We start from the raw sequence: 25,978 nt of genomic DNA on the forward strand, positions 1-25,978 counted from the left end.
TCTAAATATAAAAAACCCATTTAATCTTTGAAATTAAACTTATTAAGATCCGCTAATTACAACTTAAAGGTTCGTCCGGAATACTTTGTGCCGGGATACATTGCAGGCAAGCATCAATAGGATAGGATAAATCTCTTATCAACGTCACTTCTCCAGATTCACTAAAACCTGTTCCATTGATTATTCCGGAAGTTTGATATTCATAAACACCCTCCTTTACATTCTTGCCATCACTTTGCCCATCCCAACCCATTTGAGGATTATTAGAGCTATAGATGAGCTCATCTTTTTTGTAAACCTTCATACTGTAATTGGTGATTTCACAACTAGAGTAAACAAAAAACACATCATTTGCACCGTCCCCATTTGGTGTGAAAATATTGCCTATGGTATAGGAGCAACTGCCATCAGTCCACTGTTTTGCCTGATCCTGACAACCATTTTGTTTGATACTTTGCTTGACACAAGAAGTTGAAATAATAACAACAAACAAAAGTCCTAACTGCTTCATAACTAATGGTTTTTTTATGAATGTTGAAAGTAAACTTTTGTAACCAATTAATGAGCTTCTAACCAATTGCTTCCAAAGTTTGCTTCAACGTCTAAAGGTACAGCCATTTCTACTGCTTTTTCCATTCCGTCTTTCACCAGCTGTTGCATTACTTCTTTTTCATTTTCTACTACATCAAAAACCAATTCATCATGTACCTGCAACAACATTTTTGACTGCAGTTGTTTTGAATTCATCTCTTCGTGAATTTTGATCATGGCAATTTTAATGATATCCGCAGCAGATCCTTGAATGGGAGCATTTACAGCATTTCTTTCTGCAAAACCTCTTACTATGGCGTTGGCTGAATTGATATCTTTTAAATATCTGCGGCGTTTCATAATAGTTTCAACGTATCCATGTTGTCTGGCAAATTCAACAGCATCTGCCATATATTGTTTGATTTTTGGATACTGTTCCCAATAACTGTCAATAATCTCTTTGGCTTCTTTTCTACTAATTCCTAAATTTTGAGATAAACCAAATGCAGATTGACCGTAGATTATTCCAAAGTTTACAGCTTTTGCAGATGAACGTTGATCTCTACTTACATCTTCTATTTTATCTACTCCAAAAACGCGTGCGGCAGTTGCAGCATGAATGTCATGTCCGGCTTTAAATGCAGCGATCATATTTTCGTCTTCACTCAAAGCAGCAATAATTCTAAGTTCAATTTGAGAGTAATCGGCCGCTAGTAAAGTATGCTGATTATCTCCTGCAATAAATGCCTTTCTGATCTCTCTACCTTTTTCGGTTCTGATAGGGATGTTTTGCAGATTTGGATTGTTTGACGCTAATCTTCCTGTAGCAGCCACAGTTTGCATATAGCTGGTATGAATTCTTCCATCATGTTCACTCACCATGCTTGGTAATGTATCTACATATGTGCTTTTCAATTTGCGTAGTGAACGATAATTCAAAATCAGAGGAATTATTTCATGTTTACTTTCAAGTTTAGATAAAACATCTTCAGATGTTTTGTACTGACCGGTAGCTGTTTTTTTAGCTTTTGGATCAATTTGTAGGTGCTCAAAAAGTACTTCTCCTAATTGTTTTGGAGAGTCTAAATTGAAATCTTGAACACCAGCTAGATCTTTGATGTCTTTTTCTAATTTCTGGATATCAACTTCTAGTTCTTCTGAGAATTTGTTCAGTGCTTCAACATCTAAATTAATCCCTGTAACTTCCATGTCTTTTAAAACACGAACCAAAGGCATTTCAATATCATAGAATAGATGTTTAAGATGTTCTTTTTGAATTTCAGGTTCAAATAGCTGTTTTAATTGGAAAGTGATGTCTGCGTCTTCACAAGCATAATCAACAATTTTTTCAGGCTCCAGATCGGCCATATTGCCCTGGTTTTTCCCTTTTTTCCCAATTAAAGTTTCAATTGAAATTGGCTGATATTGCAAATACAATTCTGCCAGAAAATCCATTCCGTGTTTACCTTCAGGTGTGATGAGGTAATGGGCAATCATGGTATCAAATAAAGGTCCCTTTACTTTAACGCCATATTTTTCTACAATCTTTAAATCGTATTTGATGTTATGTGCAATTTTTTCAATGGACTCATTTTCAAAAAAGTCTTTGAAATCCTTTACTACTTCTTCTCTTTCATCAGGAAGAGCTGAAACATAATATCCGGTTCCTTTATTGAAACTAAAAGATAATCCTACAATTTCTGCTTCAATTGGGTCAACACCTGTAGTTTCTGTGTCAAAGCAAACTGATTTTTGAAGTAAAAGAGCTTCAAGCAATTCCTTGCGTTTTTCTTTTGTATTGATCAGTTCATATGATGGTTTGATGTCCTCAATGGTTTTTACATCAGCTCCAATTGCAACTTCTTCAGCCAATGACTCAATGGCAGGTCCTCCAAATAAATCAAGTTGTCCTTCGGCCGGCTGACCTTGCCCAACTATTATTTCTTCTCCAAGAACTCTTTTTGCCAATGACTTAAACTCAAGTTGAGTAAATACGTCTCTAATTTTATCTTTATCAGGCTCCTCTAATACAAGGCTCTCTTCGTCCAGGTCAATAGGAACATCTGTAATAATTGTAGCCAGCATTTTTGATTGCAAACCTTGTTCTGCAAAAGCTTCTACATTTTCTTTTTGCTTGCCCTTTAATTCGTGGCTGTGTTCTATTAATGCTTCAACTGATCCGTATTCTTTAATTAATTTCTTAGCAGTTTTTTCACCAATTCCTGGAATTCCGGGGATGTTATCTACAGCATCTCCCCATAGCCCTAAAATATCTATTACCTGATCAGGTGTTTGTACTTCAAATTTTTCCTGAACTTGTGGAATTCCCCAAATTTCAGCCGGTTTACCTCCTCTGGCGGGTTTATACATGTATATGTTTTCAGACACCAACTGAGCATAATCCTTATCCGGCGTCATCATATAAGTTAAAAAACCATGTTTTTCGGCCTTTTTAGCTATTGTTCCAATGATATCATCTGCTTCGTAACCTGGATAAATTAAAAGCGGAATTTTAAATGCATCAACAATTTGTTTGATCGGTTCAATCATAGCAGCAATATCTTCTGGCATTGCTTCACGATTGGCCTTGTAATCTGAAAATTCAATTTGACGATTTGTAGCTTCAGGCGCATCAAAAACTACAGCAATGTGTGTAGGATTTTCTCTCTTAATTACATCCAACATAGCAGTTGTAAATCCATAAGCTGCAGAAGTGTTTTGACCTTTGCTATTGATACGCGGATTTTTTATAAAAGCATAATATGCTCTGTAAATCAATGCAAAAGCGTCTAGTAGAAATAATTTTTTTGGATGTTCTTCGGTCATAATTCCAGATTAATTGGGGCATTAAAGATATAAAAGGAATAATGTTTTTAATCACAATTTGTGCATTTATTGTAATCTTGCCGTTTCTTTTAAATTGAATCTGCTGAATACACTATTTAAATACTGGAATTTACTGCTGTTTACTCTGTTTGTGAGCTATTTTTCTTTCTCCCAGTCTGAACAAAGTTGGGAAGTGGAGGAGATTAGGAAATTAAAGAATAAAGGTGTTGAACAAGTTCGTGAGGGAGATTTAACTTCTGCATTTAAGAATTTAAGATTGGCCCAGCAATACAGTAAAGCTATTGGAAATAAGCAGTTGTATTTTGAATCAAATGTAGAGATGGTCAATTTTTACATGATGAAAAGTGAAATTGTCAAGGCTGGTGAAGTTTTAGATTTGATTGAGCCATCATCTGTTTATACACCCTTGAGTAATTGCAAATACTATCACCGAAAGGCCTTTTATTATAATCAACAGCACATACTTGATTCTGCCGCAGAATGCAGTTTTAATGCTTTGAGGATTGCCAACAAATATGGTCTGGATTCAGAAAAAGGAGTGATTTATAATGAGCTGGGAAATATTTACGAACGGATGTTTGATTATGATAGTTCAATTTATTTTTATTCCAAAGCAGAGTCATTTTTCCCCAAGAATTCAATAGACTATGCTAATACTTATTTCAATAAATCAAGAATACATTACTTGAAGAAGGAATTAGATTCTTGCGTTTATAAATTGAAAATTCTAGAGGAACAAATTAAAGATTCAACCTGGTCAAGAATTAAGGCTCCGGTTTATCATTATATCGCGGTTTGTTATTTTGAAATGGAGGATTCTATTGAAGCAAGTAAATATGTGGTTTTGGGTGCAAGGGAGGAAATTGAAATTCAAATAAAACAACACGGTAAAGACATAGCGCGCATTGAGGCCGAGTTTGAAACAGAGCAAAAAAACCTGCGCATAAAACAACAAGAGGAAACCATTGTCAAGGAATTGAAAGAGAAAGAAATACTGAGCTGGTTCATTGTTTTGATGTCCTTTTCTATTGTAATTATTTTCGGTTTTTATTTTGTTATCCGTAGAAAGAATAAACGTTTAAATCTTCTATTAAGAGAGAATGAATTTTTAGTAGGTGAAGCAAATCACAGGATTAAAAATAATCTGCAATTAATTGTTTCGTTAGTTGCTAGAGAGATTGATAAAAGTGATAAAAATGAAATAGATGCTTTAACAAGTCTTGCATCTAAAATTGAGTCAATTGCAACAATGCATCAACAATTATATCTTGCTGAGGAAAAGAGCCAGATAGATTTAGGAGAATACATTAACTCACTCTGCAAAAATTTAAATGCTTTTTGTACTGAAAAAAATATCAATTTTAATTACAAGGTTCAGCAGCCATTGCTAATCAATGCAAGTAAGTCCATTTATATTGGATTATTGGTTAATGAACTGGTTATTAATTCAGTAAAACATGCCTTCAATCTAGATGTCAATAATGCTGAAATTCAACTTGATTTATCCATCTCTGATAAAAGTGAAATTAGCTTAAAATTTTCTGATAATGGAATAGGGATTAATGAAAATGAAAAGCCTAAATTAGTAGACATGTTGTGCCGACAGATTAAGGCAAAATATAAGGTTACTACAAATAATGGGTTTAATTTTTCTATGTCACTATTAGTTTAATGAAGGCAGTAATAGTTGAAGATGAAATTATTGTTGCCGATCATCTTAAAACAATTTTAGAATCAAATAAAATTGATGTTGTCGGTATGTGTGAAAATTTGGAAGAAGCAGAAAATTCCTTGCTTCAAAAACCTGATTTTTACCTCTTGGATATTAGATTGTCTCATGGACATAATGGGATAGATTTTGGAATGAAACTGAAGCAATTGGGAATTCCATTTGTATACATTACCGCCAACAATGAAGTGGAAGTAATGAAGGAAGCAATCAAAACAAATCCAGAAAACTATATCACAAAACCATTTAGAAAAGCAGATGTTTTGGCAGGTCTGGAATTTGTAAAACTCAAAATAGAAAAGAACCATTTTATTGAGATCATCACCAGCAAAGGAACTGAAAAATTGATGGAATCTGACATTCTGTATTGTCAGGCAGATGGGGTTTATACGAATATTTTTACATCAAATAGAGGAGTAGTTACACAACGAATTAACCTAAAGGATCTAGAGGAAAAACTATCAGATCAATTTATTCGAATTCACAGATCATTTGTAGTTAACGAAGACAAAATCACTGCTAAGAAAGCAAATAAGGTGTTTATTGATGACATGGAATTTCCTGTTTCAAGATCTTATAAATCAGTGCTGAAATAATCAAAATTGTCATTCAGAACAAAAATTGGTCATTGAAAACAAATTCTCTGACCCATCTCACGACGGATATATTTTTGGTCCCAAATTTTAATAACCTTATTATGATAAAACTTAAACTTTTGGTGGCATCTGTTCTTTTGTTAGGTGTCACAAATAAAAATGTTCAGGCACAAGATGTCTTGTTAAATTGGGTACAACAAAAGGGTACGGTTCAACATGAATCTGGCTACACTGTTTCTTCTGACGCAAGTGGAAATGTTTACTCTTCTGGATATTTTAGAAACACTACTGATTTTGATCCTGGAGTTGGAACGGCAAATTTAACCGCCGTAGGTGGAGCTGATGCTTACATTCAAAAAACAGATGCAGATGGTAATTATTTGTGGGCTGTTCAATTTGGAAGTACTGGAGATGATGAAGGATTAGACGTGCAAGTTGATGGTTCCGGTAATGTATATTTAACTGGAGTATTTAGAGGGACTGTAGATTTTGATCCGGGAGCAGGGGTTCAAAATTTAACTCCTGGTGGAGGCGGGGATGCTTTTCTTGTGAAATTAGATGCAGACGGAAATTATCTTTGGGCAATTAGTTTTCCTGGTGGTTCAGGTGCTGATCTTGGAAGAGACTTAGCAATTGATGCTAGTGGTAACGTATTGGTAAGTGGATTTTTCTACGGTACAGTTGACTTTGATCCGAGTGTGAACGTTGCTAATGTTACCTCAACTGGTCAGGCAGATGCATTTGTTGCTAAATATGACTCAAATGGAAATTATCTTTGGGCTAAATCCATTGGGGGTTCTACAAATGATGATGGACATTCTGTTGTTGTTGATGGAAGCGGAAATGCGTATTGGACAGGATATTTTAACGGAACAGCAGACTTGGATCCAGGAGCTGGAGTACAGAATTTTACGGCTGTAGGAGGAGATATTTTCTTAATTAAGTTGGATGCTAGTGGGGCTTTTGTATGGGCAGACCAAATGGGAAGTTCAGCTGCAGATAACGGTCTTGATGTGCAAATTGATAGTAACGGAGATATTGTAATGACCGGAATTATTAGTGGTACTGCTGATCTTGATCCTGGTGTTGGGGTACAAAATCTAGTTTCAGTTGGAGGTTATGATCCATTTGTAGCAAAGTATGATGCCAATGGTGGATATCTTTGGGCTGTTTCAATGGGAAGTACTCAAAATGAAGAAGGATGGAACGTAACACTTGATGAAGAGGATAATATTTACAGTGTAGGATTTTTTAGAGGTACAGTTGACTTTGATCCGGGTGTAGGGACACACAATATTACATCTGCAGGTGCTGCTGATGCTTACATTCAAAAATTAGATGCATCAGGAAATTTTATTTGGGCAAAAAGTATAGGAGGAACTGCAGATGAGCATGCAATGTCAATTAAATATGACATAACCACTGGAGCTTTGTTGACATCAGGGTTTTTCACTTCAGTACCGGTTGATTTTGATCCGGGAGCAGGAACTCAGAATTTGTCATCAGTTGGAGGGTTGGATATTTTTGTTTTGAGTTTGAAACAATGTTTCCCTGACGCTACTACAGATGTAATTAATTCTTGTGGTCCGATTACCTGGATTGATGGAAATACTTATTCTTCTAATGAGTATGCTGCGACTCATACATTGACCAATATGGGAGGTTGCGACAGTGTAGTAACATTACATTTAACAGTATATGGTATTGCTGATCAAACAGCATCTACTACTTCAACTACAGGTTGTGATTCAGTAAACAATGTCACTATAGATTTGGCATCAAGTGAAAATGGTGTTACCTATTGGCTAAGAGATGACGCTAATGATACAGTTGTTGACGGACCGTTTGACGGTACAGGATCTGCGTTACAGTTTAATGCAGGTACTATTTTCCAATCTATGGATTACAATGTTTATGCTGAGCAGGCTATCGATTTTGGTGTTCAGCTTGATAAAACTAACACAGATAGATTATCAGTAACAGCTCCTTTTGGAGAATATGGAACAGAGATTACTGTAGAAGCATGGATTTATTTTGACGGAACTGCTAATGATGTTCCTTGGATGGGTCAATCTTCATTAGGTGCTGATAATATGTCAACAAACGTATGGTTATGGCATAACAGTGGATCAAATGGAGAAATTGAGTGGTTTGTTAATGATAATGGAGCTTGGAAAAGTGTTGCAAGTTCTTCTTTAGCAGGATTGACAGGTTGGCATCACGTTGCTACTGTAGCAAGTAGTACTGGTCTTGAGATTTTTGTTGATGGAGTTTCTGATGCTTTTGGTTCGTCAATTACAACAGGTGTAGTAAATAATACAAATTCTGTTTTCCATTTTGGAGGTGACCCGAGATTTCCAACAGACCCGAATCGTCATGGTTCATATGGTTTATCTGAAGTTCGTGTTTGGGATGTTGCAAGATCTCAATCTGAGATTTCTAGTAACATGAATACTTGTTTAGCAGGAAATGAAGCAGGACTTGTGTATTACAATAAGATTAGTGATAACACTGGAACTATTGCTACCGCTAATATTGGTACTAACGCAAGTTTTTCATCTGGTATGAGTGCAGGAACAGCTTGGATTAATGGTGCCGGAACTTGTGAACAAAACTGTACAGCAGAAATGAGCCAGATTGTTAGTGTCACAGTAAATAATGCAACATCTAACACTGTAGTTGTTGATACTTGCGCAAGCTCGTATACATGGGCACAAAATTCACAAACGTATACTGTATCAGGAATGTATAATGATACAATTACCAATGTGGCAGGATGTGATTCAGTTGTAACATTAGATCTTACAATGGTTACTCTAGATAATAGTGTAACAAATACAGATCCGACTCTTACTGCGGTGATGACAGGAGCTCAATACCAATGGTTGGATTGTGATGATAGCTATGCTGTTTTAACAGGAGAAACTTCTCAATCATTTACAGCTGCTGCAAACGGAAATTATGCAGTTGAAGTTTCATTTGGAGGATGTGTAGACACTTCGGCTTGTGAGACAATTGCTACAGTAGGATTTGACTCATATACATCAGAGAAATTGGTTATTTATCCTAACCCTACAAATGGTGAAGTATATATTCAATTACCACAAGTTGACGGTGCATTTGAAGTAAATATCTTCAGTTTGGATGGAAAATTAGTTCAAAGAGATGTACTTAATTCAAATAATTCAATGATTGATTTAAGCAATTTGAATAGCGGAATTTATACTATTCAAATTATCAATCAAGACAAAAGATTCATAAGTAAAGTAAGGTTATTTTAATTATGAATACCCTGATGTAAAAGTCAGGTTTATTATACCACCTAAAGTAGAAAGGCAGCTCAATTTTGAGCTGCCTTTCATTTTATATTAATATTTAATTTACTGTGCTACTCCAGCTTTTTTAGTTGCTGTAGTCCCTCTTAATTTAGAGATCATGTGCCAAGAATCGATAATTTCTGTGTAAGTCCACACATCACCGTCTTCAGCCATACGCTTAAGATTGTCAGTATTCAATTCACTTGGATGTGAGGCACCTGTGGCTCCCATTAATTCCAAAAATGCATGAACAGTATTGTGATGATAGTTATAACATCTTACATACTTGTCATTTACATTTAAACCTTTCATTAATCGCTTGTCTTGAGTGGCAACTCCAACCGGGCAAGTATTTGTATTACACAGTTGTGCATGAATACATCCTATTGATAACATATATGCTCTTGCAGATTGTGTCAAATCAGCCCCCATTGAAAGTGCTTTAAGCATATCAAATCCGGTAAAGACCTTACCTGAAGCAATTATTTTAATTTTATCTCTTTGATTATATTTCTTTAATAATGTATCAGCCATAACTAATCCGACATAAAGAGGTAAACCAACGTGGTTTGCAAATTCAAGTGGTGCGGCTCCTGTTCCTCCTTCACCTCCATCAACTGAGATGAAATCTGGATAATAGCCGGTTTTTTCCATGGCAATACAGATGTCTTCAAATTCTTGAGGTTTACCAATACAAAGTTTGAACCCAACTGGTTTCCCTCCCGATAAATCTCTCAGTTTATTACAAAATTCTAATAATCCCTCAGGTGAATTAAAAGCCGAGTGACTTGGAGGTGATAAAACAGTAGTTCCTGCTTTTACTCCTCTAATTTTTGCAATTTCAGGAGTGTTCTTTTTCCCGGGTAAAACTCCACCATGACCAGGTTTTGCACCTTGAGATAGTTTTACTTCGATCATTTTAACTTCAGGGCGGGTAGCATTTTCTTTGAACATTTCATCACTAAAGTTTCCATCTTCCTTTCTGCATCCAAAGTATCCCGTTCCTATTTGCCAGCTTAAATCTCCTCCTTGTAGGTGATAAGGTGAAACACCTCCCTCTCCGGTATTGTGATAAAATCCTCCTTTTTGTGCTCCTTTATTGAGTGACATTACCGCATTCTTTGATAATGATCCAAAAGACATGGCTGAAATATTATAAAGTGAGGCAGAATAAGGTTGTGAACATTGTCCTTCTCCAATTGTAACTCTTGGTTCTTCTGTTACATGAACAGGATACAATGAATGTGTCACAAACTCATAACCCTCTTCATATACATTCATCTCCGTTCCAAACGGGTGGGTAGATCCTAAGTTCTTTGATCTTTGATAAATAATAGCCCTACTGTTTTTGTTAATCGGAGCTCCGTCAGTTCTTCTTTCAACAAAATACTGCTGAATTTCTGGTGAAATACCTTCAAGAATATAACGTAAGTTTCCAATTACAGGAAAGTTCTTTCTGATGGCATGTTTGGTCTGCAACATGTCTCGTAATCCAACCAAAATGAGTGGTCCAAATAAGATAAATAGATATAGCCAATTGATGTTTACAAAATAGGCCAAGGCTGCTATTCCTGCTGAAATTGCTAAAGCAGAAACAATAAAAATAGTTCTTACCATGAGTTAGTAGGGTTTAATTAAACACCTTCTAATATAAGAAGTTATTTCAAATAGGGGAGATTGAACTCCTTCTTAATCAATTGATAATACTACGAAGGAAGATCTTCTTCGGCATTGGCCGCTCCGGGTTGCGACTTGATCATGTGAACATCCATTTGCGGATAAGGGTAAGAGATGTTATGTTCCTTAAAGGCCTTGTCTATGGCAAATCTGATTTCACTTTTGTGGATTTCTATAAAGAAGTTTTGATGTGCCCAAAAAACTAAATCCAGCTCATACCCGTTGTCTCCAAAGTTTCTTAACCTTACTAATACATCTCTGGTTTTTAAGACTTTTGGATGATTTACGGCTGCTCTAATCATACAATCTTGGACAACATCTAAATCTGAACCATAGCTCACCGTAACCGGAATCATAAATCGATTGGCATCATTTCCTGTACTCCAATTATTAACCTGTAGATGTGTGAGCTGTGAGTTGGGAACTATCAATGTTTTACCATCCCTGGTTTCAACTTTAGAGGTTCTTATATTGATTTCTAAAATGCGCGCTACAAAGTTCTCTTGTCCATTTGGTCGATCAATTTCTACTACATCTCCAACTTTAACTGTTCCTTCAAACAACAATAAAAATCCACCAAAGAATTCTTTAAAAATTTCCTGTAAACCTAATGCCACAGCAACAGACAAAGGAATCATTGCCTGAACAAAGGTGTGTAAGTCAACTCCCATGCTTCTCAGCATCATAATAATTCCTACAGAAATTACCAGGTACTTGATCAACTGGAAATAAACATATTCAGTACCCTGATCAAGACGGTTAGATCTTTTTATTCTTCTAAGAAGGTAAAGCCTAATTAAACTGAATGTAATTCGCCCTCCAAAATAAAGTAATCCAACTATGAAAAAATGGTAAACTGCCAGGTGAAATTTATCGAATCTAAAGAATTCGTATTCCAATAACTTAAGGTATTCAAGATGTGGATTGTTAACCGATAATGTGTTAAATCCAACTACAAGAATTAGCAACCATATTACCTGTTTTGTCAGTTTCCAAATAGGAATTTCTTTACCCTCTACAGTGAATTTTTTATCCTTTAAATCCTGCTCCTTGAAAAATCTTTTTAGGTAAATCACCAAAAATTTACCAATCAGAAATAATCCAAAGAATATTAGGATGTTGATGAATGCAAATTCAAATCCTTCAAACTCAAAAATTGGGTAAAATAATATGTTTGATAAATACTCCATTAATGAATTACTCTCCCTAAACTATCATTGTTGGTCAATAATGTAATTACTTCATCTAGCTTTTTTTGTTTCGCTAAGAGGGTTAAAATTTCATCAATGTTTCCTTCAGGATCTTCTGAGTTTAGTTTATTTACAAGATTTTGAAGGTCGTCTTTTTCTTTTCTTATACGAGCAGTTTTGTATGAATAAACAACTTGTTTCACGGCCATTTCTAAATTGTCTATTTCTGTAGTTGTATAAACTTTTTTACTTGTCCAGTTTGGAGAAAGTTCATATCGGTTAGTCAAAATATTTACGGCCATATTGGCAATTTCAGGGTCTTCATGCTGTGTGAAATATTTCTCTCCTCGCAGCTCTTCTAATTCTAATCCCGCTTTTATTTCATTGTAAAGTTTTCGCAATGTTGGATCAGTTAACACAATCTCATCACGTTCCATTTCATGAATGATCAGTTCCATTACAGATACTTCAACATCAGTATATATCTCCTCATCATTTTCATCCAATTCAACATGCTCTGTTTTAATCATGAAAATTCCATAATTCAACAAGATGCGCATTAAATCTAGCTCATGTGAATAGATACGATCGTCAGCAATGTTTTTGGTTGTAGATTCTGTGCTTTGCTCAACCGGAATGAAATCTTCCGGGATATCATGTATCTCAGGAGCATTGAATTTTTTAGCAACTACATCTTTTCTGAGTTTACTTAATTCATTGATAAGAACCTGCTCATCCATTCCAAACATGGAAGCTGTTTCTCTTGTATAAACCTGACGTTTAATGGCATCAGGAATTTTTGAGATTGAATGCACAATATCTTTTATCAAAGATGCTTTTTGAATAGGATCGTTACCTGCATCTTTCAATAAAACATCAGCTTTAAAGACAATAAAGTCTTTTGAATTTTCTTCAATGTAATTAATCAATTCATCTGCAGTAGATTTTTTGGCAAATGAATCCGGGTCTTCACCTTCTGGAAAAAGAACAACCTTTACGTTCATTCCTTGCTCCAGGATCATGTCAATTCCCCTAAATGAAGCTTTTATTCCGGCCGCATCTCCATCATATAGGATGGTGATGTTTTCAGAATATCTTTTAATCAATTTGATTTGCCCTTCAGTAAGCGCAGTTCCTGAACTGGCAACCACATTTTCTACGCCTGATTGATGAAGAGAAATTACGTCTGTGTACCCTTCAACCAAAAAGCATCTGTCATACTTGATGATTGAATTTTTGGCAAAGTATAATCCGTATAATATTTTGGATTTATTGTACAACTCACTTTCAGGTGAGTTAAAGTACTTTGCAACCTTTTTATCAGCACGTAAAGTTCGACCTCCAAAACCCAATACTTTTCCGGCTACAGAATGTATCGGAAACATCACTCTTCCTTTAAAAAAGTCAAATGATTTGTCGTTGGTTGTTTTTGTTAAGCCGGCTTTTTCCAGGTATTCTAGCTTGTAGTTTTTGGCTAAAGCAGCTTTGGTAAAAGCATCAAACTCGTCCAAACAATATCCTAATTGGAACTTTTCAATGATGTCTTCTCTAAAACCTCTTTCAACAAAATAAGAAAGTCCAATGGCTTTTCCTTGCTCATTGTTGTGCAGATTATAAACAAAGTGATCTCTGGCAAATTCGTTTATAATACTGAGGTTTTCTCTCAAGGAATAAGCGGCTTGCTCCTCGGGAGTTCGCTCTTTTTCTTCCTTAATTACAATGTTGTACTTGGCAGCTAACCACTTTAATGCTTCAACATATGAAAAGTGTTCGTGCTCCATTAAAAAGGAAACAACATTTCCTCCTTTACCTGAACTAAAACATTTCCAGATTTGTTTAGCAGGTGAAACCATAAAAGACGGTGTCTTTTCATCTACAAAAGGGCTCTTTGCTTTAAAGTTAGAGCCAGACTTTTTTAGATGCACGAAATCTCCAATCACCTCTTCTACACGAGCTGTTTGAAAAATCTCATCTATGGTTTGCTTTGGAATCACATATCAAAGTTAATGTATTTGAGGGAGAGATATTCTAATTCATACCGCAAATATCACTACCTAAGATACTATTGCACTGATTAATACTTATTAAAAAGTATTCTTATTTTTAATCCGTGACTGATAAAAAAGAAAATAAAAAGGAAAAATGGTTTAAAGTTGATAAGGTTTGGTTTCTAGATAAAGGAATTGAATTAACCATTTTTATTCTTGGGTTTTTAATTGCCATGTACATAGATGATGTGAGAGATTCACGAAGTGTAAAGCAATTAAAAGAACATCACATGGCCATTGTAAAAAAGGATTTAGACCATGACTTGATCAATTATCAACGCGCTTATGAGCATGATTCATTGAGGGCAGAAGGGTGTGATTATATTTTGCAATTTTTAATCAAGAGACAAAACTCTGAATTTCATTCGTACGGAACTTTAAGACATAATACCGCCGGTAGAATAGGACCCGGTTTTGACTTTGATGAAGGTGGGGAATTTAAATCAGGAGATACAATTCAGATTGTAGCAGAGAAAAAAGGTTGGTTTTTGGATACATCCGGTTTTTGGATCAACAGACAAATAGTATCAAGTGTTGACAATCAATTCAATTGGTTTTCGCAGGAGATTGGCGATTCAGTAAAGAAAAAAATAGAATTCTATGCCTTTTATGTTGATGAGACTAAATCTGTATTTCAGCACAAAACTGGCTATGACGGTTTAATTTCTCAAAATACCTCCGCCTTTTTAAGTACCACGCAAATTGAAAGTGAATTGTCAGATTACTATTATTTCGGAAATTATCTCAATTGGCTTGAAAACTATTACAGAGATAGTCATTATCCCAAATTTAATGAGTTGCGTTACTCATTTGGTAAAATAGATTTGTTTCAATTTTTGTATTTATTAAACAATGAGCAGAACAATGAATTGATACAACAGTTAACTTTGGCAAGTATTCATGCTAAAAAAGAAAAGAGATACTATCTGGGAGCAATGGATAAGAATAGAGGAATTCAAAAACTAATAAAAAGTAAGGATTTTTAAAATTGAGTAGAGAGGAGAAAATAGTACGGTTTAGTGAGCAATTGCGTCCGTTTTTACCCTCAGGATCTGAATATTACATTGCCCACTTCATTTTTGAAAGAAAAGTACAGTTTACTGTTAGTAAGCCGCGAAAATCAAAGCTTGGAGATTATAGACATCCCTGGGATGGCAAACCGCATAGAATATCTGTTAATGGTAATTTGAATCCCTATGCTTTTTTAGTGACTACTATACATGAGATGGCGCATCTAACTACCTACGAGAAGTTTGGAAACCGGGTAAAATCACATGGTGATGAGTGGAAAATGGAATTTAAAGAGTTGTTCAATCCAATTTTTACCAAGGAAATATTACCAGAAGATGTTGGTTTGGCGGTAAATAACTATCTGCGAAGTGCAAAAGCGGCCTCATGTAGTGATGAAAAACTTTACAGAGTCTTAAGACGATATGATAAAAAACGAGGTATTTTAGTCGAGCATTTGGCTTATGGAGATGTTTTTGTCATTAAAGACAAGACTTTTGTTTTAGGAAAAAGACTGAGAAAAAGGTTTGAATGCAGAGAAGTGTCTAGCGGAAGATTGTATCGTGTATTGGGCTTAGCAGAAATAGATGGATTAGTAGAAAGAGGTAAAGAATTTTAAAGAAAAAATTGAATGAAAGATAATTACGGAGTAATCATGGCCGGTGGAATAGGAAGTAGATTTTGGCCAATGAGTCAGGAACACATGCCTAAGCAGTTTTTGGATGTTTTGGGGATTGGTAAAACATTGATTCAAATGACAGTTGATCGACTTAAAAAAATTGCTCCTGCTGATCAGATTTTTGTGATGACAAATGAAGATTATGCAGATTTAGTGCATCAGCAAACAGGTTTGCCTTATGAGCAGATTTTGACAGAGCCAATGAGAAAAAATACGGCTCCGTGTATTGCCTATGCGGCACATAAAATTCACAGTTTAAATCCAAATGGGAATTTGGTGGTAGCACCTTCTGATCACTTAATTGTCAATGAAGATGAATTTGTTAGAATTATCAATACAGCCATTGATACAGCTCAAAATAACCGAATAGTTACTTTAGGAATCAAGCCTTCAAGACCTGATACAGGATATGGCTACATTCATTTTGATTCATCTAGCGGAACAGAGCTAGGTACTGTAAAAGAGGTGATTCAATTCACAGAAAAGCCGGATCACGATAAAGCAAAACAGTTTGTAGCAAGTGGTGATTACTATTGGAACTCTGGAATTTTTATTTGGAAATCAGCTACAGTTATAGAAGCACTTTCTATGTTTAAACCCGACATGAATAATTTATTCTCTACAAGTGGAACGGATTACAACACAGATAAAGAGCAAGCCCATGTCAACAACGCTTTTGAAAAATGTGAGAGTGTTTCGATTGATTACGCAGTTTTAGAACCAGCGGACAATGTAAGTGTTGTTTTGGCCGATTTTGGATGGTCTGATTTAGGAACCTGGGGATCTTTATACACTCATTTAAAGCAGGATGAGAATGGCAATGCGGTTATAGGAAACAAAGTAAAAATGTTTGAAAGCAGTAATTGTATTGTTAACCTTCCGAATGGCAAAAAAGCCTTAATTCAAGGGTTGGATGACTATATCGTAGTGGAAGCAAATGACACTTTGATGATCATCAGAAAAGAGGATGAGCAAAAAATTAAACAGTATTCTACTGAAGTAGATCAATAAGAGATAAAAAAAATGACCTGAAAATTAATTTCAGGTCATTCTAATATCTATAATTAAATGCTGATTATGCGTCAGTAGAATTGTCCTCTTCTTCTGTTTCGTCTCCACTTTCAGGAGTACAACATTTTTCTTCGCATTTATCACAACATTTTTCCTCTTCGGTACAACATTGTTTACCTTCTTTACAAGCAGTGATGCACTTATCACAACATTCATCACATTTTGCTCCTTTGTCTTCGCAGCTAGATTTGTCACACTCTTTTTTGCATTCTTTCTTGCAATCTTTCTTGCAGTTTTTCTTTTCTTCTGCATGGATTTCGCAATCATCACCACATTCTTCTGAACAACACTCATGATCTGCTACTTCTTTAGTCACAGCATCACCATTTTGCTCATCCGTTTCTTCTCCAGAACATGCCACAAAGAATAAGGCCATGAACAAAGCCAACAATAAATTAATTTTTTTCATTTTGATCGATTTAACTTTTGCTAAGATATAAAAATTGAAATAGCTCAGAAAACATTAGCAACCGCAATACCAGTCAACAATAATTGTACTGTCTTCGCTCCATTTAAAGTTATAACCACAACCTGCTCCATCCGGTCCGTAGGTTGTTGAGTCTTCGTTCCAGAAATTTTCAGGGTCTTCAATTAAGATCATGAAATTTTTAAGAAATGCGGATTTGTCTTCGCATCTTGTTTTAAGATAATAATCTGAACCTGCTTCAGGATGGCTTTGCTGCCCAAAAGTCATTCCATTAGTAAAGGTTTGTTCCCATTCTGTAGGTCCCCAATCTGGATCTGTTTTTATGATCTTTTTTGGAGCAATTGAATCACAATGTGTAGTTAGGTATGAATAGATAATGTTCTCTCCAACAGGAAAAATGTGATAGATGGAATCGTTTTCTATCCACTGAATGAATCTATCGTTAGGTTTTTCAAAGCACATTCCATCATTTGAACCAAAATGCGGAATTTCAATTTTCACTTCTTCTTCATCTTCTACTATAACAATTGTATCTTCCTCAGTAGTGTTTGTCTCTTTGGTAGAATCCTCATTACTTTCACTTCCACATGCGAAAACAAAAAAAGGTAAAAGAAATATGATTGATTTTACTCTATCCATAACAGGTAAGGCATTTTAGCTTGAATACTTTTCTTAGCACCAATTGCAGTTAAGTATGAGTAAATCTCTCTAACCTGAGTTTCTAAAGCACTTTTTTCTGTGATACTCGCGTTGTCAAGATCTTCCATTTGGTGAAGAAAGTTTAATAAATCTTCTTTGTCCTTTTTAGGGTAAAACTGAATTTCAATTTCATCTGTTGCAATATTTGCCTCACCTGCGGCATACTCAATTGCATCATAAATCCCTCCAAATTCATCTACCAGTCCAAGTTCAATGGCATCAGATCCAGCCCAAACTCTTCCTTGTCCAATGCTGTCAACCATTTCTTTTGTCATACCTCTTCCTTCTGCTACTTTGGTAATGAAATCATCATAAATATCATCAACTTCTCCTTGAACAATTTTTAATTCAGCTTCACTTAATTTTTTATTCAATGATAACACTGAATGCTCGTTAGTTTGAACTCTGTCAAAGGTTACTCCAAACTTGTTTTCAAACATTTTACCTGTGTAAGGAATGATGCCAAATACACCAATTGATCCTGTAATAGTATTAGGTTGAGCATAAATTTTATCTGCAGCACAAGAAATGTAGTATCCACCAGAGGCAGCCAAATTACCCATTGAAACTACAATTGGTTTTCCAGCTTCTTTGGTTAAAACAACCTCTCTCCAAATAATGTCACTTGCCAATGCTGATCCACCAGGAGAATTAACTCTTAAAACGATTGCCTTAATGTCCTCATCTTCTCTTGCTTCTCTAATCATTTTTGAAGTGGAAGTACCGCCAATTGATCCATGTCCTACTGAGCCTTCAACAATGTCTCCTTCCGCAAAAATCACAGCAATATTTTTAGGATCCAATTTCTTTAAAACACGCTCTTTGTCTACTAATCTTGATGCGTATTTACTAAATGATACCAAGTGCATTTCGTTTCCATCAGCAGTGTCTAGCTTACTTTCTAATAAATCCAAAACTTCATCATAATACATGCTTCCGTCAGCCATATTATAATTAACAGCATCTCCAGATTTTCTAATAAAAACACTGTCAGCAATTGTTTCTAATTGAGCTTTATCAACCCCTCTTGATTCGCTAACACCATTTAATATCTCAGCCCAAAGTGCATCTAAATACTTTTGAGTTTGCTTTCTGTTAGCTTCACTCATTTCAGTATACATCAAAGGTTCAACAGCAGATTTAAATTTGTTATTAGATCCTCTGATAATTTGCATTTCAACGTCTAATTTTTCTAACGTACCCTTTACAAACATCAGTTCAGCCCCTAATCCCAAAAAGTTGATCATCCCTGAAGGGAAAACATATAATTCATCTGCAGCTGAGGACAAGTAATAACTTTTTGTACTGTAGTTATCTGAATAGGCGACAACAAACTTCCCTGAGCTTTTGAAATCTTCAATACCATCTCTGATTTCTTTAACAGTTGCCATCCCGGTACTGATGTTGTCACATTCAATAAAAAGACCTTTTATTCTGTCATCTTCTTTGGCAATTTTTAAACCATCTAGTATTTCCATCATACCAAATTGTTGGTTGATTTGGAAAGTACTTTTGTCAAATTCAGCATTGGAATAATCCCCAATTTGACCGTCTAATTTCATATGCAAAATGGAATTGTCTTCCACTACAAATTCTTTAGCTTCAAAAATTTTCTCAAAACTTGTTATTGTAGCTCTTAGAATTAAGAAAAATATTCCTACTACAATTAATCCCGACAACACTGTGGCTAATAAACTTGCCCAAAATGTTTTCCAAAAAGTCATATTCATAAGACTCAAATATTTAATGGTTTAAATAGAATATGTAAAAATAGTTCAATCCTTTTAATTGGAAGGTTGATTTATGTGAATGGATTATTAAATGATTGAATTAGCTATTTGAATGATGATAGGTGAATACTAGATTGCAGTTGATTGTAATATTCACGGTATTTTTCAGTTATTTTGTCGGGTGAAAGCAAAGAAAATCATAGTATCAGTCACCAATGATTTGTACACAGACCAGCGAGTTAGAAAGGTCTGTGAATTTTTGGTGGAGAATGGTTTTGAGCTGACACTGGTAGGTAGAAAACTACCAAACAGTCATAAAATGCCTGAATTACCATACAAAATCAAACGGTTTCCTCTGTGGTTTAAAAAAGGGCCGTTGTTTTATGCAACTTATAATCTGAGATTATTTTGGTTTTTACTTTTTCACAAAGCAGATGTGTTACTGTCAAATGATTTAGACACATTACTTGCCAATCATTGGGCAAGAAAATTTAAATCAAAATGCCAATTGATTTATGATTCGCATGAGTATTATACAGAAACCCCTGAATTGGTAAACCGACCAAAAGTGCAACGTTTTTGGAAGAAAATTGAGCGCAAATGTTTGCCAAAAGTTGATGCTATGTATACTGTTAATGAATCAATAGCGCAATTATACAGAGATGAGTATAATGTGGATGTAAAAGTCGTTCGCAATATTTCAGATAGAAAAGGTTTCACTTTGTCCAAAACAAGAAATGAATTAGGATTGCCTGAAGATAAAAAGGTGGTGATAATGCAAGGCGCTGGGATCAATATCCAACGCGGTGCAGAAGAAATGGTGCAGGCTATTCAAAAAGTGAACAATGCGGTTTTGGCAATAGTAGGAGATGGGGATGTGGTTCCGCAACTTAAAGAAGAAGTGAAACAAAATAATTGGTCGGATAAAGTCTTATTTTTTGGTAAACAACCTTACGATATTTTACTCAACTATACAGCTCTGGCAGATGTGGGAGTAGCCATGGATAAAGCCACCAATCTGAATTATAAGTTGGCATTAGGGAATAAAATTTTCGATTACATTCATTGCAGCACGCCATTATTTGTGTCAGATTTACCTGAGATTGCTAGAATTGTAAATGAGTATCAAATTGGGGTGGTTTGTCCATCTCACAATGTAGATGAAATTGCAACTTTGTTGAATGCTATGTTGGAGGATGAAAACAAATTGGAACAATACAAATCCAATACTCTAAAAGCTGCAAATGATTTGACCTGGGAAAATGAGCAAAAGGTACTTTCTGAAATTTATTTAAATGAGTAAAAAACTTCACATCATATCGTTTGATGTTCCTTTTCCGGCAACTTATGGTGGAATAGTGGATGTTTTTTACAAGCTAAAAAAATTACATGAGCTAGGCGTTGACATCACTTTACATTGTTATCACTATAAAGATCATAATCCACCGACAAAGGAATTGGAAAAATATTGCAGTAAGGTGTTTTATTATGAACGAAAGCAGAGCATTTTAAAGCTGCTGTTTAGCCGTTTGCCATATATTGTTTCTAGCAGAAATAGTCCTGAACTTTTAAGCAGAATTGCATCTGATCCAGCAGCAGTATTGATGGAAGGAGTTCATAGCACTTTTTGGATTTTACATAAAGACTTAAAGGATCTAAAACTGATTTTCAGAGCTCATAATATTGAACATGAATATTATTTGGGACTTGCAAAGGCAGAAAAAAATTGGCTTAAGAAAATCTATTTAAACAGAGAAGCCAATAAACTGCTCAAGTACGAATGGGAACTTAGAAATGCCAATGCAATTTTATCAATCTCCAAAAGAGATACCGAGTATTTTAAGCAGTATGCTGATACCATTCACATTCCTCCATTTTTTGACGATTCTGTTCAAACTGATTTGTCTAACGAAAGTGAAAAATTTGTGCTGTTTCACGGAAATTTGAGTGTTCCGGAAAATGATAAAGTGGCAAGACATATCATCAACTATATTGCCTCAGTATCCAATCAAAAATTTGTAATTGCCGGTAAAAATCCTTCCAAACAGTTGGTGAGATTAGCGGGTGTGTGCAGTAATGTTGACGTTGTTAATTCGCCCACGGATGAACAATTGAATATACTGATGAAAGACGCTCACATTAACTTATTAATGTCTTTTCAGCAAACTGGGGTTAAGTTAAAGCTGCTAAATGCGCTTCAAAAAGGAAGGCACATTATCATTAATGAAATGATGGATGATGATGGAATTTTCAAAGATTTATGTACAATAGAAAATGAAGATGAAGCAATCGTTCAAAAGATTGATGACTTAATGGAAATTCCTTTTACAGCAAAAGAGCAGGCTGAAAGAAATGTAAAATTCAAAGAAATATTCAACAACGAATCAGCTGCTCAAAAGATTATTCAGCTTTTATAATTACTCGTATTTAACCTGTTCAAATGGATTAAATGCATTCATTGGATTCAGCTCAATCACTGTGTGATCCTTTACTTGCATTGTTCTAGAAGGAAATTGTTCCATCAAAGCCAAGTCGTGAGTTGCCATCAGTACAGAAGTACCCTCCTTTGCAATCGCCATTAATACAGCTACAATTTCTTTAGATGTTTCAGGGTCAAGGTTCCCGGTAGGCTCATCTGCTAAAATAAATGCCGGTTTATTTACCAAAGCTCTGGCAATAGAAACACGTTGTTGTTCACCACCTGATACCTGATGAGGCATTTTATTTTCAATATGATCTAAACCAACAAGGCTCAATACCTCCATGGCGCGTTTTTGAATTTCGTCTTTCTTTTTCCATCCGGTTGATTTCATCACAAAAATTAAATTATCCATGATTGATCTATCCGATAAAAGTTGAAAATCCTGAAAAACAATACCTAAATTTCTTCTCAAAAAAGGAATGTCTTTACGTTTCATTGTAGTAAGATCAAATCCTGCAACCTGACCGCTTCCTTTTTGCAATGGCAACTCGCCGTAAAGAGTTTTGAGTAAACTACTTTTCCCGGTTCCGGTTCTACCTATTAAGTAAACAAATTCACCTTTATCTAAATGAATATTGACGTCTTTCAATATCATTTTATCTTTTTGGTGAATCTCACCATTCTTAATTGAAAATATTTGGTTTGTTGTTTCCATCTACGTCAAAAATAGGGATTCGAGGGATTTTATTGCAGTATTGTGTATAAAAGTTTAACAAGTCTTTAACAGATCTTATTTGTTACCAATTATTAAATCAACACTATACTTAACAGAAGTGCGTTTATAACTTTCAAACACCCCCCAACAAAAGCCCACTTCGCAACATTAATTTTACAAATTTAAACAAGGCGCAATTTTACAAACAAGCGTTTTGAAAGAAAAGACATACTGTTTTAAATGTTGAGATCGATACTTATATTATTGCTTTTCGTGAGCTTTTCTGCTACCGCACAGTTAACAGATAAGTACACCTCTGATTATGCAAACTTTTATAGGGCAGAAGAGCTTTTTGAAAAAGATAAGTTCTCTGCGGCTCAAGAAGAGTTCAAAACTTTCATGAACGATTTTAATGAGCCTAATCATGCCTATTTTATAAAAGCAAGATTTTATCATGCATTGTGTGCATTGTATTTGTATCATGCCAATGCTGAGCAATTGTTACTGTCGTTTCTAGCAGATTATCCAGAGAGTATATACCGTCAAAAAGTTTACTTTGAATTGGGTAGATATTATTTCAGAAAAAACAAGTTTGATAAAGTAATTGAATGGTTGTCGCAGGTTGATCCTTTGGATTTGGAAGAAGATCAATTGCCTGAGTATTACTTTAAATTGGGTTATGCTCACTTTAGAAAAAATGAACCTAAAGCGGCTAGAGATGCATTTTATGAAATTATCAATGTAGAATCGCAATACCAGCACCCAGCACTTTACTACTATTCGCATATTGCCTACTCTGAGAAAAATTATCAGGTGGCTTTAGAAGGTTTCAGAAAATTAGAAGAAGATCCTGCCTTTAAGAAAACAGTGCCTCCATACATTGCTCAAATTCTTTATTTACAGGGTAAATATGATGAATTGATGGCGTATGCTCCGGATGCAAAAGAGAATGCTTCTGAAAAAAGTTCAATTGAAATGGCTCATTTAATAGGAGACGCATTTTATCGTACCGGAAGATATGATGAGGCGGTTCCATTCTTAGAAGAGTACAATAGTAAATCAGCAACTACCAGAGATGAAGATTATCAATTAGGTTTTGCCTACTATAAAAGTGGACAGTATATGAAGGCTGTTCAAATGTTTGATAAGGTGGCACAAGTGCGTGATGAAATGGGGCAGTTAGCACTTTATCATATTGGAGATTGCTATATGAAAAGCGAAAGTTATTTGTATGCAAGAAATGCTTTTGAATTGGCTGCAGCCATGCATTTTGACAAAGAAATTGAAGAGGATGCTTTATACAATTATGCTATTTTATCTTATAAAATTGATTTCAATCCATTTGATGAGGCAGTTGAAGCATTAAATCTTTACCTGGAAAGATATCCTGATTCTCATAGAAGACAAGATATTTATCAGTATTTGATCAATGTATACACTACCATGAAGAACTATCGTTCAGCAATGGAAAGTATTGAGAAAGTTGAAAAGTTAGATTACAACTTAAAACATGCTTATCAAATGATGGCTTACAACTACTCAGTTGAATTATTTGATAATTCACAATACAGAAAAAGTATAGAAAATTTTGAGTTGGTAAGAAAGTACCCTATTGATCCTGAGTTGAATGCAATGTCGCATTATTGGACAGCTGAAGCTTATTATAAGTTAAATGAATTTGACAAATCTATTAATGCTTACAAGTCGTTTTTAAATGTACCTGGAAGTTATGGTATGGAGCAACACAATGATGCCTATTATAATATTGCGTATTGCTATTTCAAAAAAGCCGATTACGAACCGGCGATTCAAAACTTTAGAACTTTTACACAAGATCCTAAAGAAACATCTCATGAAAAAATTGCAGATGCTTACTTAAGAATTGGTGATGCCTATTTTGTTTCTGAGAAGGACATGGAAGCTATTGATTTTTATAATCGCGCAATAGCTGAAAATGGAGGGCAAGTTGATTATGCAAAATTTCAGGTTGGATTAGCACTTGGTTTTCAAAGAAAATATGCTGAGAAAGCTAAGAGAATGTTGGATATCGTTAACAATCATAAAGGGTCAACTTTTGCAGTTCCGGCATTATATGAGGCTGCCGAGGCTTTCAGATTGAACAACGAAAATTCAAAAGCGCTTCAACATTACGAGAAACTGATCATTGACTTTCCTAATCACCCAAAGGTGGTAGATGCAGTATTTCAAACAGCATCTTTGAATTTCATTCAAGAAAATTATGATCTGGCCGAAAAAGGGTACTTGAGAGTTATCAATGAATTTCACAATGAAAGCAAAAAGAAAGAGGCGTTAGCAAGATTAAAAGATTTGTATGCTACCACTAATCAACCGGACAAATATGAACAGTTGTTAGGTCAGCTAAATATGACTTTAAGTAGTTATGAAAAAGATACATTGTATTATTTCAATGCCTTGGATCTTTATTCAGATTCTTCATTCAGACAAGCAATTTCTGCCTTTGATAAGTATTTGAAAGAATTCCCTAATCCAAGCTTTTTTACAGAAGCACATTATTATAAAGGAGCATCTCACCACAGATTAGGTGAAAAAGAGCAAGCAGCTATTCACTTTAAACAAGTGTTGACAAGACCAAACGGAATTTATACAGAATTTGCCGCCTTAGTTGCGTCTCAAGATGAGTATAAAAACAAAAATTATGATAAGGCAATTTCTTATTATGAAAAATTGCTTGAAACAGCTTCTTATCCTGAGAATAAATTAACTGCCAATATTGGCTTGATGCGTTGTTATACGTTCAAAGAAAATTATATCAAAGCTCGTCCTTATGCACAGGCAGTATTAGATGATGATTTATCATTAAGTAATGTCATAATTGAAGCTCATTATGTGTTAGGTAATGCAGATTTAATCAATGTAAATTATCTGGGTGCAGAGACACATTTTAGATATGTTGCTAAAAACACCAAAGGAGAAATTGGGGCAGAATCTCAGTTTAGAATAGCAGAAATTTATCATCTACAAGAAGAGTATAAAAAATCTGAAGATGAAATCAGAAAATTGATGAAGGAGCATGCTTCATATGATTACTGGAAAGGAAAAGCTTTGATTTTACAAGCTAAAAACTCTATCGGAATTGAAGATTATACACAAGCTGAGTTCACATTAAATTCTGTAATCAATAATTATCCTAATCAAACAGATGGAATTATTGATGAGGCAAATGAAGTAATGCAAGTGTTGCAAGGACTAAAGAATAAGGAGAAGGAGATTCCGGATGACAATGGTAACACAATAGAGATTGGAGGTTAAG

The 25,978-nt window shown here is 34.9% G+C and carries 18 protein-coding genes; 9 read left to right on the forward strand and 9 right to left on the reverse strand.

Annotation, left to right across the window (positions count from 1 at the left end):
* Window positions 1-52 precede the first annotated feature (52 nt).
* Window positions 53-511, reverse strand: coding sequence for a T9SS type B sorting domain-containing protein (locus K6119_RS14695; RefSeq protein WP_221832895.1), 459 nt, complete (start codon window positions 509-511; stop codon window positions 53-55).
* Between the two features lie 47 nt (window positions 512-558).
* Complete coding sequence (polA, locus tag K6119_RS14700; RefSeq protein WP_221832896.1) at window positions 559-3,357, reverse strand: DNA polymerase I; 2,799 nt, start codon at window positions 3,355-3,357, stop codon at window positions 559-561.
* Window positions 3,358-3,550: 193 nt separating this feature from the next.
* On the opposite strand from polA, the gene K6119_RS14705 reads away from it, so the two are divergent.
* The 3 genes from K6119_RS14705 (at window position 3,551) to K6119_RS14715 (ending at window position 8,984) form a co-directional block, all read left to right on the forward strand.
* Window positions 3,551-5,050, forward strand: a complete 1,500-nt coding sequence (locus K6119_RS14705) for a sensor histidine kinase (protein ID WP_237828031.1) — start codon at window positions 3,551-3,553, stop codon at window positions 5,048-5,050.
* Entirely contained in the window at window positions 5,050-5,703 is a 654-nt protein-coding gene (locus tag K6119_RS14710) for a LytR/AlgR family response regulator transcription factor (protein ID WP_221832900.1), read from the forward strand. The genes K6119_RS14705 and K6119_RS14710 overlap by 1 nt, the downstream gene beginning before the upstream one ends.
* A gap of 101 nt (window positions 5,704-5,804) precedes the next feature.
* The gene (locus tag K6119_RS14715) at window positions 5,805-8,984 is read left to right on the forward strand and encodes a LamG-like jellyroll fold domain-containing protein (protein ID WP_221832902.1); all 3,180 of its coding nucleotides are present in this window, start codon (window positions 5,805-5,807) and stop codon (window positions 8,982-8,984) included.
* A gap of 99 nt (window positions 8,985-9,083) precedes the next feature.
* Here K6119_RS14715 and K6119_RS14720 read toward each other — a convergent pair whose 3' ends face one another.
* The 3 genes from K6119_RS14720 to dnaG all read right to left on the reverse strand — a co-directional run bounded on the left by K6119_RS14720 (window position 9,084) and on the right by dnaG (window position 13,881).
* On the reverse strand, window positions 9,084-10,637 hold the full coding sequence (locus tag K6119_RS14720) for an FMN-binding glutamate synthase family protein (RefSeq protein WP_221832904.1): 1,554 nt from the start codon (window positions 10,635-10,637) through the stop codon (window positions 9,084-9,086).
* Window positions 10,638-10,726: 89 nt separating this feature from the next.
* A complete protein-coding gene (locus K6119_RS14725) occupies window positions 10,727-11,887 on the reverse strand; it encodes a mechanosensitive ion channel family protein (RefSeq protein WP_221832906.1) in 1,161 nt (386 codons plus the stop codon).
* Window positions 11,887-13,881, reverse strand: coding sequence for a DNA primase (gene dnaG / locus K6119_RS14730; RefSeq protein WP_221832908.1), 1,995 nt, complete (start codon window positions 13,879-13,881; stop codon window positions 11,887-11,889). The genes K6119_RS14725 and dnaG overlap by 1 nt, the downstream gene beginning before the upstream one ends.
* Window positions 13,882-13,997: 116 nt before the next feature.
* Here dnaG and K6119_RS14735 point away from each other — a divergent pair, with 116 nt between their 5' ends.
* The 3 genes from K6119_RS14735 to K6119_RS14745 are packed head-to-tail and all read left to right on the forward strand — an operon-like array spanning window position 13,998 to window position 16,633.
* Window positions 13,998-14,921: a hypothetical protein gene (locus tag K6119_RS14735; protein WP_221832910.1), complete on the forward strand. Its 924-nt coding sequence runs from the start codon at window positions 13,998-14,000 to the stop codon at window positions 14,919-14,921.
* 2 nt (window positions 14,922-14,923) lie between these two features.
* The gene (locus tag K6119_RS14740) at window positions 14,924-15,562 is read left to right on the forward strand and encodes a SprT-like domain-containing protein (protein WP_221832912.1); all 639 of its coding nucleotides are present in this window, start codon (window positions 14,924-14,926) and stop codon (window positions 15,560-15,562) included.
* A gap of 12 nt (window positions 15,563-15,574) precedes the next feature.
* Complete coding sequence (locus tag K6119_RS14745; RefSeq protein ID WP_221832914.1) at window positions 15,575-16,633, forward strand: mannose-1-phosphate guanylyltransferase; 1,059 nt, start codon at window positions 15,575-15,577, stop codon at window positions 16,631-16,633.
* A gap of 64 nt (window positions 16,634-16,697) precedes the next feature.
* Here K6119_RS14745 and K6119_RS14750 read toward each other — a convergent pair whose 3' ends face one another.
* From K6119_RS14750 to sppA, 3 genes are read right to left on the reverse strand one after another with little or no spacing between them, the layout of a single operon-like run.
* The gene (locus tag K6119_RS14750; RefSeq protein ID WP_221832916.1) at window positions 16,698-17,102 is read right to left on the reverse strand and encodes a hypothetical protein; all 405 of its coding nucleotides are present in this window, start codon (window positions 17,100-17,102) and stop codon (window positions 16,698-16,700) included.
* Window positions 17,103-17,156: 54 nt separating this feature from the next.
* Complete coding sequence (locus tag K6119_RS14755; protein ID WP_221832918.1) at window positions 17,157-17,759, reverse strand: hypothetical protein; 603 nt, start codon at window positions 17,757-17,759, stop codon at window positions 17,157-17,159.
* Window positions 17,747-19,549: a signal peptide peptidase SppA gene (sppA, locus tag K6119_RS14760; protein ID WP_221832920.1), complete on the reverse strand. Its 1,803-nt coding sequence runs from the start codon at window positions 19,547-19,549 to the stop codon at window positions 17,747-17,749. The genes K6119_RS14755 and sppA overlap by 13 nt, the downstream gene beginning before the upstream one ends.
* Window positions 19,550-19,730: 181 nt before the next feature.
* Here sppA and K6119_RS14765 point away from each other — a divergent pair, with 181 nt between their 5' ends.
* Both K6119_RS14765 and K6119_RS14770 read left to right on the forward strand, forming a co-directional pair.
* The gene (locus K6119_RS14765; RefSeq protein ID WP_221832922.1) at window positions 19,731-20,852 is read left to right on the forward strand and encodes a glycosyltransferase; all 1,122 of its coding nucleotides are present in this window, start codon (window positions 19,731-19,733) and stop codon (window positions 20,850-20,852) included.
* The gene (locus tag K6119_RS14770; protein WP_221832924.1) at window positions 20,845-21,966 is read left to right on the forward strand and encodes a glycosyltransferase; all 1,122 of its coding nucleotides are present in this window, start codon (window positions 20,845-20,847) and stop codon (window positions 21,964-21,966) included. Before K6119_RS14765 ends, K6119_RS14770 begins: the two co-directional genes overlap by 8 nt.
* On the opposite strand, the gene K6119_RS14775 is transcribed toward K6119_RS14770, so the two are convergent.
* Window positions 21,967-22,686, reverse strand: coding sequence for a cell division ATP-binding protein FtsE (locus K6119_RS14775; protein ID WP_221832926.1), 720 nt, complete (start codon window positions 22,684-22,686; stop codon window positions 21,967-21,969).
* A 240-nt stretch (window positions 22,687-22,926) separates the two neighbouring features.
* Between K6119_RS14775 and K6119_RS14780 the strand changes: the two genes are divergently transcribed.
* Complete coding sequence (locus tag K6119_RS14780) at window positions 22,927-25,977, forward strand: tetratricopeptide repeat protein (protein ID WP_221832928.1); 3,051 nt, start codon at window positions 22,927-22,929, stop codon at window positions 25,975-25,977.
* Window position 25,978 lies beyond the last annotated feature (1 nt).

Source organism: Paracrocinitomix mangrovi (genome assembly GCF_019740355.2).
Classification (GTDB): Bacteria; Bacteroidota; Bacteroidia; order Flavobacteriales_D; family Crocinitomicaceae; genus Paracrocinitomix; species Paracrocinitomix mangrovi.

Bases quoted from the DNA above. Each gene is read 5' to 3' on its own strand.
- K6119_RS14750 (WP_221832916.1), bottom strand. From the start codon at position 17,102: ATGAAAAAAATTAATTTATTGTTGGCTTTGTTCATGGCCTTATTCTTT.
- K6119_RS14755 (WP_221832918.1), bottom strand. From the start codon at position 17,759: ATGGATAGAGTAAAATCAATCATATTTCTTTTACCTTTTTTTGTTTTC.
- sppA (WP_221832920.1), bottom strand. From the start codon at position 19,549: ATGAATATGACTTTTTGGAAAACATTTTGGGCAAGTTTATTAGCCACA.
- K6119_RS14775 (WP_221832926.1), bottom strand. From the start codon at position 22,686: ATGGAAACAACAAACCAAATATTTTCAATTAAGAATGGTGAGATTCAC.
- K6119_RS14770 (WP_221832924.1), top strand. From the start codon at position 20,845: ATGAGTAAAAAACTTCACATCATATCGTTTGATGTTCCTTTTCCGGCA.
- K6119_RS14720 (WP_221832904.1), bottom strand. From the start codon at position 10,637: ATGGTAAGAACTATTTTTATTGTTTCTGCTTTAGCAATTTCAGCAGGA.
- K6119_RS14745 (WP_221832914.1), top strand. From the start codon at position 15,575: ATGAAAGATAATTACGGAGTAATCATGGCCGGTGGAATAGGAAGTAGA.
- K6119_RS14710 (WP_221832900.1), top strand. From the start codon at position 5,050: ATGAAGGCAGTAATAGTTGAAGATGAAATTATTGTTGCCGATCATCTT.
- K6119_RS14695 (WP_221832895.1), bottom strand. From the start codon at position 511: ATGAAGCAGTTAGGACTTTTGTTTGTTGTTATTATTTCAACTTCTTGT.
- K6119_RS14715 (WP_221832902.1), top strand. From the start codon at position 5,805: ATGATAAAACTTAAACTTTTGGTGGCATCTGTTCTTTTGTTAGGTGTC.
- polA (WP_221832896.1), bottom strand. From the start codon at position 3,357: ATGACCGAAGAACATCCAAAAAAATTATTTCTACTAGACGCTTTTGCA.
- K6119_RS14725 (WP_221832906.1), bottom strand. From the start codon at position 11,887: ATGGAGTATTTATCAAACATATTATTTTACCCAATTTTTGAGTTTGAA.
- K6119_RS14780 (WP_221832928.1), top strand. From the start codon at position 22,927: ATGTTGAGATCGATACTTATATTATTGCTTTTCGTGAGCTTTTCTGCT.